Source organism: Fulvivirga aurantia, assembly GCF_009711475.1.
GTDB lineage: Bacteria > Bacteroidota > Bacteroidia > Cytophagales > Cyclobacteriaceae > Fulvivirga > Fulvivirga aurantia.
In genome coordinates this window covers 1-8,484 of sequence record NZ_SMMD01000794.1, presented here as the reverse complement: position 1 = coordinate 8,484, position 8,484 = coordinate 1, and the positions used below count along the sequence as shown (strand labels likewise).

Below are 8,484 nucleotides of genomic sequence, written 5' to 3'. Positions count from 1 at the left end.
TAGAGCACAAGTAGCTATCTGGGAGAATGATGGAACCACAGAGGTAGCATGCAATAGATATGTAAACAATGATGATGATGTGTCAATCACGGCCCTGGGTCTCACACCAGGCAACACCTACTACATCTCTGTGGATAATAACTACAGTGGGTATCGAGGCACGTTTACACTTTGTTTAACAGATGCTGCTGATTATGACTTTTACGAAGGAGCGTATGAAATAAACGACCTGGATAACTGGTGCTCTGCAGATGGCGAATTTACAACCATAGGAGCAACAGGTGACCAAAATGCGGCAAGCTGCTGGAATACTTCACCAAATTATAACCGCTGGTTTAAGTTTACTGCTGTATCTTCCAATGCTACTATTGAAGTGCAAAGAGGTGGTTCGTTAGGAACGATTAGAAGAGTAAATCTGGCACTTTTCGAAGCTAACGGCACTACGGAAATAGCATGCGCAAGATATGTGAATAATGATGACAATGTAAGTATTGCGACTTCTGCACTCACACCTGGCAATACATACTATATTTCAGTAGATAACAACTATAGTGGCTATAGAGGAACATTTACGCTATGTGTAGATAACATTAGCCAAACTTATTACTCTATTGCAAGTGGCGCCTGGAATAACGGAAGCAACTGGTCATTGGTTAGTCATGTCGGACCTGCCTCTGGCAGTTACCCTACCATTGGCGACCTGGCACGAATTGAAGGTCACTCGATGACAATTACATCTAATGAAGACCTGGCTGAAGTTAGACTCAATGCTGCTTCAAATAACACAGGTCTTACGGTAAGTAATGGTACACTTGATCTTGATGGCAGACTAATGCTTACCAACCCAGGCAATAACTTTAACCTTAATCTTACCTTCTCAAACAGTACCGTCAATGTTGGCAACGATTTTACAGTTAATAGAAATGGAGGTACAGCCACTGTCACAGCGACAATCAGCAATAGTAGCGTAAATATCAGTGATGACTTCGGTATTTTTTCTACAGCTGGTACGGGAGACAACACGATCAATATAAGTACCCTTTCTAATCTCTTGATTGGTGGAGAGCTTATTTTAAATAATACCGGAGGGCCAAGGTCTTTAATTTCTGTCGATAATTCTAACTTAACAATAAGTGATAACCTGGCTTATACCGCTTCTGCTGATAACCTGGTTGAGCTTTCATTGTCAACTGGTGCAGACCTCTATTTGGAAGGTGATATACAAAGAGGTTCACCTGCTTATGGAGATCTTTCCAGTAGTGGTAATTCTAGTGTTCATTATAGAGGCAGCACCCCACAAATACTAGCAACGGGAGGTAGCGGAACGGGAGATGCCATTACGTATGAATCATTAGTTATTAACAATAGTAGTAGCCTCTACCCACAGGTATCTCTTGGTGGTGCATTAGATTTTTCAGGAACATTGACACTAACAGATGGTGTAGTATTATCTTCAAATAGTAATCTATTCACCTTTCTAGCAGGGTCATCAGTCGGTAGTGGCTCGAACAGCAGCTTTATTGCAGGACCTGTGAGAAAAATTGGTGACACACCATTTACATTTCAAATTGGAGAGAATAATAAATGGGCTCCTTTAGAAATAAGCAACATTACAGGTGACGCAGCTACTGAGTTTACTGCGCAGTATTTCAACAATGCGCATAGCGATATTGGGAGCATCAAATCACCAGACCCTAATGGAGACATGACTGCGGTAAGCTCTGTTGAGTATTGGGAGCTAGACAACACTGGCACACTATCAGCAACTGATCTCACCCTGCACTGGAAAGATCAAGCAGCCAGTGGTATAACTGATTATTCAACATTAAATATCGCCCATTATGATGGTGCTGAGTGGGAAAATTTGGGGCAAGATGCGATACAAGCCACAGATCCTGGGAGTATTACTGTTACTAATGTTGCCTCATTTAGTCCATTTACATTTGGAACAACAGGCACCAACCCTCTTCCTGTGGAATTATTAAACTTCGAGGGGTTTGTTAAAGATGAAGTGGTCTCCCTTAATTGGTCTACGGCCTCTGAAGTAAATAACGAGCGATTTGATATACAACGTTCTGTCGATGGTGTCAACTTCGAAACAATAGCTGCCATAGCCGGAAAAGGTGATAGTCAGAAATTAATTAACTATGACTATACAGATATAAACCCAATCTTTGGCACGAGCTATTACAGATTACAACAAGTAGATTTTGATGGAGATATTAACCATAGCCCTATTATCTCTGTAAACTTTGAAATAGCAGAAATCAATATTCATCCTAACCCGGTTGATGAAGAGACATTTCGGGTACAATTGAAAGTCGGCTCACAGGGCGTGGTAAAAACAAGTATCATTAGCCCGGATGGAAAAGTTATACAATCAAAATCATTTGAATTTGAGCCTTCCTCTTTTCAGGAGATAAAAATGAGTACAGAATACATTCCTTCTGGCATATATCTCCTAAAAGTAAACATGGACAATGCGACCTTCATAAAGCGTCTAATGATCAAATAGAAGCTGATTTTACTATGACCAGCCCGACAAAAATGTTAATTTTAGAAAAATCAACAAAGCATGTCAGGCTGGTCTACTTTCACCAAAAAAATTAATGTAAAGGCTGATATAAACCAGCTATATAAAGCTTGGGCGACTCAAAGCGGTATAGAGAAATGGTTTTTGAGAAGTGCTGTTTATACAAAGCCAGACGACAATGTAAGGGCTAGAGACGAATACATCCAAAAAGGTGATAAATACTTATGGCATTGGCATGGATTCCCTGACTCAGTGAGGGAAGAACAAGAAGTTATTTCTGCCAATGGCAGAGATGAAATAGCTTTTACGTTTACGGGTGATTGTTTGGTTACTGTAAAGCTTACCCGCTATAATGATCAAACTATTGTTTCCCTAACACAAAGTAATATTCCGGAAGATAATAACCCCGACACCAACCTACACATTGGCTGCGGTGAAGGCTGGACTTTTTATTTAGCAAACCTTAAATCTATCATTGAGGGAGGCATAGACCTCAGAAATAAAAGCCTTGACATTCAGGGCGTAATAAATTCGTAATCTGTCGTTAGTTAATAAGCCGCTTATCTAAGATAAAAACCATTGACTTAGAATGACCTCTAAGAAAAGTCAATTTTCATCAATGAATACTTATCTTTATTAGTTAATACTAAACAAATCAAACAATGAAAAAATTACTTTTATTGCTACTGGTTGCGTCTACCCAGTTTTCGCTGGCGCAGACAAAGCTGGTTGAGAAGGTGAAGCAGAAAGACGGAAAGCTTGTAATCCCTTATGAAAAATATGTTTTGGATAATGGCCTGACATTGGTCATCCATGAAGATCATTCAGACCCGGTAGTGCACGTTGATGTGACTTATCATGTGGGATCTGCCCGTGAAGAGCTTAATAAATCTGGTTTTGCTCACTTCTTTGAGCATATGATGTTTCAAGGCTCTGAAAATGTCGGTGATGAAGAACACTTTAAGTTTGTAACAGAATCAGGTGGAACACTCAATGGTACCACCAATAGAGATCGTACAAACTATTTTGAAACAGTACCTAGCAACCAACTTGATGTAATGCTTTGGTTAGAAGCTGACAGAATGGGCTTTTTATTACCGGCTGTTACTCAGGAGAAGTTTGAAGTACAACGCGCTACAGTAAAAAATGAAAAAGGACAGAATTATAATAACAGACCTTATGGCCTTTTCAGAGAGGTAAATGCTGCTGCACTCTATCCATACGGTCACCCTTACTCCTGGTTGACAATAGGTAAGCTAGAAGACCTGGACCGTGTTGATGTTTCTGACCTTAAAAAGTTTTTCTTAAGATGGTATGGTCCAAATAATGCTACCATTACTATTGGTGGTGATGTAGAGCCAAAAGAAGTAGTAAGAAAAGTTGAGAAATACTTCGGCACCATCCCAGCCGGACCAGAAGTAGATCCATTAGAAATTGAGCCTGTAAGTATAGATAGCGATCGCTACGTATCTTATGTAGATAGCAATATCAGATTCCCACTTCTATTATTTACTTACCCTACGGTACCAAGATACCACGAAGATGAGCCTGCACTAGACTGTCTTGCAGAAATTCTAGGTACAGGAAAAAGTTCTTATTTCTACAAGCAATTTGTGCTAAATCAGAAAGCTATACAGGCCAGTGCCTTCCACCCAACGAGTGAGCTTGCTGGAGAATTTACCATGTTTACGTTACCATTTCCCGGCCAAACACTAGCTGATTTTGAGCAGGAAATAAGAAACATACTTGTAGATTTTGAGAACAACGGTGTGACTGATGAAGACATTGCTAAGTTTAAAGCAAACTACGAGTCGAATACAATCAATGGACTCGCCAGTGTACGAGGAAAAGTAAGCCAACTTGCTGCTTATGAAACATTTAGAAACGACCCTAATTTCATCGAGAAGGATCTTGAAAGGTACCTGGCCGTGACTAAGGAAGATGTAATCAGAGTATTTAATAAATACATCAAAGGTAAGCCTGCCGTTATCCAAAGTGTGCTTCCAAATGAGGAGACTGAGCCGGCAAAACCTGACAATTATGAACCAGCGGCTGAAGGAAACAATCCATTCCCTCAAACCAACTACGCAGGACTTGAGTACACCAGACCTGAAGGTGATGCATTTGACAGAAGCAAAAAGCCTGTACCAGGACAGAGTCCATTGGTAAATGTGCCGGAAATCTGGAGAGAAGAGTGGAAAAATGGAATTGAAATAATAGGAACTGAGAGCAACGAAATTCCTACAGTGGCGATTCAGCTTACACTAAATGGTGGACATCAGTTAGATGCTAACGACCCAACAAAGGCTGGTCTAGCTCAACTTACAGCATCTATGATGAATGAAGGCACTGAGAATTTAACTTCTGAGGAGTTTCAGGAAGAGCTAAGAAAAATTGGTAGTTCTATTGGTATTTACGCTGGTCAAAACAGCACTGTTATCACCATGAACTCGTTGGTTAAAAACGTAGATAAAACTTTAGAATTGCTTGAAGATGCACTTCAAAATCCACGTTTCGATCAGGCCGACTTCGACAGGTTAAAAAAACAGCAGATAGAAGGTATCAAGTCAAACGAAACAGATCCTTCTGCTATCGCATCATTTGTTTACAACAAGCTCTTATTCGGAGATAACCATATTTTCTCTGTACCATCAGCTGGACTTGCTGAAACTGTTGAAAATATCACTCTTGATGATATTAAGGCGTTTTACAAAAGCTATTACTCTCCAAGCGTAGGTGAACTAGTAGTTGTAGGTGATGTATCTAAATCTGAGATTTTACCTAAACTAGATTTTCTTAAAAACTGGACCGGCCCGAGTGTAGATATGCCGGAACTTACTTTCGAAGATGATAGAGAGAAAACTAAAATCTACTTGGTGGACAAAAAAGGTGCTCCTCAATCACAAATAAGAATAGGTTACCTTACTGACCTTACTTATGACCCGACCGGTGACTATTACAAAGCTTATCTGATGAACTACAATCTAGGTGGCGCTTTCAATAGTAGAATAAACCTGAAGTTAAGAGAAGAAAAAGGTTGGACATATGGCGCAAGATCTTACTTCGATGTAGATGATAACCCAGGGCCTTACACAGCGCTTGCAGGAGTGAAGGCAGAAGCTACTGATAGCTCTGTTTATGAATTCATGACTGTAATCGAAAATTATAAAGAAAATGGCATTACAGAAGATGAAGTAGATTTTATGAAAAAATCTATCGGACAAAAAGATGCTTTGAGCTATGAAACACCTGGTCAGAAAGCAGGATTCTTAAGAAGAATTCTACACTACGATCTTGATGAGGACTATGTGAAAGAGCAAATGAGTATTCTTAACAAGATGACTAAAGCTGAGATTGACAAAATTGCTGAAGAACGCCTAAAAACTGACGAGATGATAATCTTGGTAGTTGGAGATGAAGCTAGCAACATCGAAGGTTTAAGAAAACTTGGATATGAAATCGTTAAACTCAACGAAAAAGGAGAAGTTGTAGAAGACATGAAAACAGATTCTTCTAAATAACGCAAGCAAATATTAAAGCAAAAAGGCTCTAGATCGGAAGATTTAGAGCCTTTTTTATTCTTTGAAAATCCTATTATACCTCACTCATATTTTAAAGTATCAGCAGGGTTGATAAAGGCTGTTCTTATTGCATGGTAACTTACTGTAGCCAGAGCAATTACTAAACCCGCCAACATGCATATAACAAACAGCTGCCAGGTTATGGAAATGCCATATTCAAAATCTGCCAACCAATTCTGCATCACATACCATGAAATAGGCGCTGCTATAGCAAACGCGATCACTGCCAACCATACATACTGCCTATTTAGCAGCAAGAAAATATTAGAAAGTTCGGCTCCAAAAACCTTTCTTATGCCTATTTCTTTCGTGCGGTTAATGGCGTTTATTCCTGCCAACCCAAATAGCCCCAGACAAGATATCAATATGGCAAAAAGTGTTGAGAGCCCCATGATACTCACCCAACGTTCGTAAGAAGCATATTGCTTTTGTACGTCTTCATCTAAAAAAGTATGATCAAAAGGCTTCTCAGGTGAAAGCTCGTTCCAAACGCCTTTTATTCTATCAACAGATTCTGCCAGATTACCTGCATTTAATTTTATCAACATATTGGTTAAATACCCATGTTTCATGGTAAGTATCATGGGTTCTATTTCCCTTTCAAGGGATAAAAAGTGATAATCTTTTGCCACTCCAATGATTCTGGCTCCCTGCCCTACACTGTCTTCTTCCCAATTTAAGTACTCCTGAGCCGTGTCCCAGCCCATGTCTGCGATAAGGGCTTCGTTCACAATTATTGCGGATGAATCGGACAATACTTCTGGATCAAAATTTCTACCGCTAACTAACTCAATGTCTAGTGTGGGTATGTAATAAGGATCGATAGTATATACATAGGCAGCTTTATTTTCGCCATCAATCACATAGCCATTTCGCGACCATCCCTGGTTAAAAGAAAGACTGACACCACCTACTTCGCTCACATATGTTTCTTGCGAAAGCCTATTTCTCATACGTTCTACCGCTTTATTAGACTCAGCATTCCATCCCATTTGAGTGGGCACCACCAATACCTGATCCTGATTATAGCCAAGATCTTTGGTTGTAATAAACTCCATTTGCTTATACATAATGACAGAACTAATTATTAGAAAAGCTGATAATGAAAATTGTAAAACAACCAGAGGTTTGGTAAACCCTGCCTTGAGTTTGGTAGTAAATCCTCCTTTAAGCACTTGAGTTGGCTTAAAGGCGGATAAAAATAGTGCAGGATAACAGCCCGCTAAAACACCAACTAGCAAAGAAAGTGCTGTACCAAGGCCGAAAAGTTGTAGCCAGGTAAGCGCAGATATTGTAATTTCTTTGTTTGTAAACTCATTAAATGATGATAAAAAAAGAGCAACCAATAATAGACCGATAATCATAGAACCCAAAGCCAACAATATGGACTCTAACCCAAATTGATTGATCAATTGATTTCGATGAGCTCCAATTGCTTTCCTAACACCTACCTCGGTCTTTCTAGAAGCTGACGTTGTCAGCGACAAGGACACATAATTGATGCAGGCAATAACGAGTATTAAGATTGCTATCCCTCCCAAAATATAAGAGTATTTTGGATCGCTCGATCTGGCCCAGCTAATCTGGGTATCCAAGTGTATATCTTTAAGGTTTTTAATTTGATATTCGAACAACGTCACTCCTTCTGGTGGATCATACCGCTCCTTCCATCTATTTATAGAGGCGGACATATACTTTTCTACTAACTTTTGAAGGTTGGAATGTAATGCTGTAACATCAGCATTTTGTTTTAATTGCACGAAGGTTGGTGTTGAAAAATTCCCCCATTGTTCCATATTACGGTCATAAAACGCTCTATTTTCCTGTGATACAAGAGCCTGAAACTGCAGACTTGAATTTGATGGAGGCTCAGAAATAATGCCCACAATAGTGTACTGCTCCTCTCCCCAATAATCAACTTTAATCGTTTTACCCATCGCTTCTTCCACACTTCCAAAGTATTTTTCAGCCAACTTAGGAGTAAGTACAAGGTCATGCTTATCCTTCAATAAATTATCACGATTACCAGCCAACAGCGGAAAAGTAAACATCTGAAAGAAAGCAGGATCTGTAAAGGTTAAATTTTCAGTAAATACTTTATCTTCATATGTAAAAATAGCATTACCACCTGGACCACTTGCGTTAAAGCGTGTAACATGTGCAACCTGAGGAACCTCTTCCAGAATAGCTGGAGCAAGTCCGGTTTGTAAATACGCTGAGTAGCGAAACTCTCCTTCAGAATCTCTTTCCCACAGGTCATAAGCCTTTTCCTCTACACGATAAATTTTGTCAGCATTTACATGAAAACGATCAAAGCTTTTTTCGTCTTTAATAAATAGAAAAATGAGGATGCAGAATGCGATGCCGGTA

4 protein-coding genes are annotated in these 8,484 nt (G+C 39.5%); 3 read left to right on the top strand and 1 reads right to left on the bottom strand.

The features are described from left to right. From E1176_RS10455 to E1176_RS10445, 3 genes are all read left to right on the top strand, one after another. Window positions 1-2,515, top strand: a 2,515-nt coding sequence (locus E1176_RS10455) for a T9SS type A sorting domain-containing protein (protein WP_155210555.1), incomplete at its 5' end; no start/stop codon positions are given. A gap of 60 nt (window positions 2,516-2,575) precedes the next feature. After that, window positions 2,576-3,070 (top strand): SRPBCC family protein, encoded by a 495-nt coding sequence (locus tag E1176_RS10450; RefSeq protein WP_155210554.1) that lies wholly within the window; start codon window positions 2,576-2,578, stop codon window positions 3,068-3,070. A 125-nt stretch (window positions 3,071-3,195) separates the two neighbouring features. Then, window positions 3,196-6,054, top strand: a complete 2,859-nt coding sequence (locus tag E1176_RS10445; RefSeq protein ID WP_155210553.1) for a M16 family metallopeptidase — start codon at window positions 3,196-3,198, stop codon at window positions 6,052-6,054. An 80-nt stretch (window positions 6,055-6,134) separates the two neighbouring features. On the opposite strand, the gene E1176_RS10440 is transcribed toward E1176_RS10445, so the two are convergent. Next, a partial coding sequence (locus E1176_RS10440; protein WP_155210552.1) for an ABC transporter permease occupies window positions 6,135-8,484 on the bottom strand: 2,350 nt, incomplete at its 5' end.

Excerpts from the sequence above, each read along its gene's own strand:
- E1176_RS10450 (WP_155210554.1), top strand. The coding sequence starts at position 2,576 with ATGTCAGGCTGGTCTACTTTCACCAAAAAAATTAATGTAAAGGCTGAT.
- E1176_RS10445 (WP_155210553.1), top strand. The coding sequence starts at position 3,196 with ATGAAAAAATTACTTTTATTGCTACTGGTTGCGTCTACCCAGTTTTCG.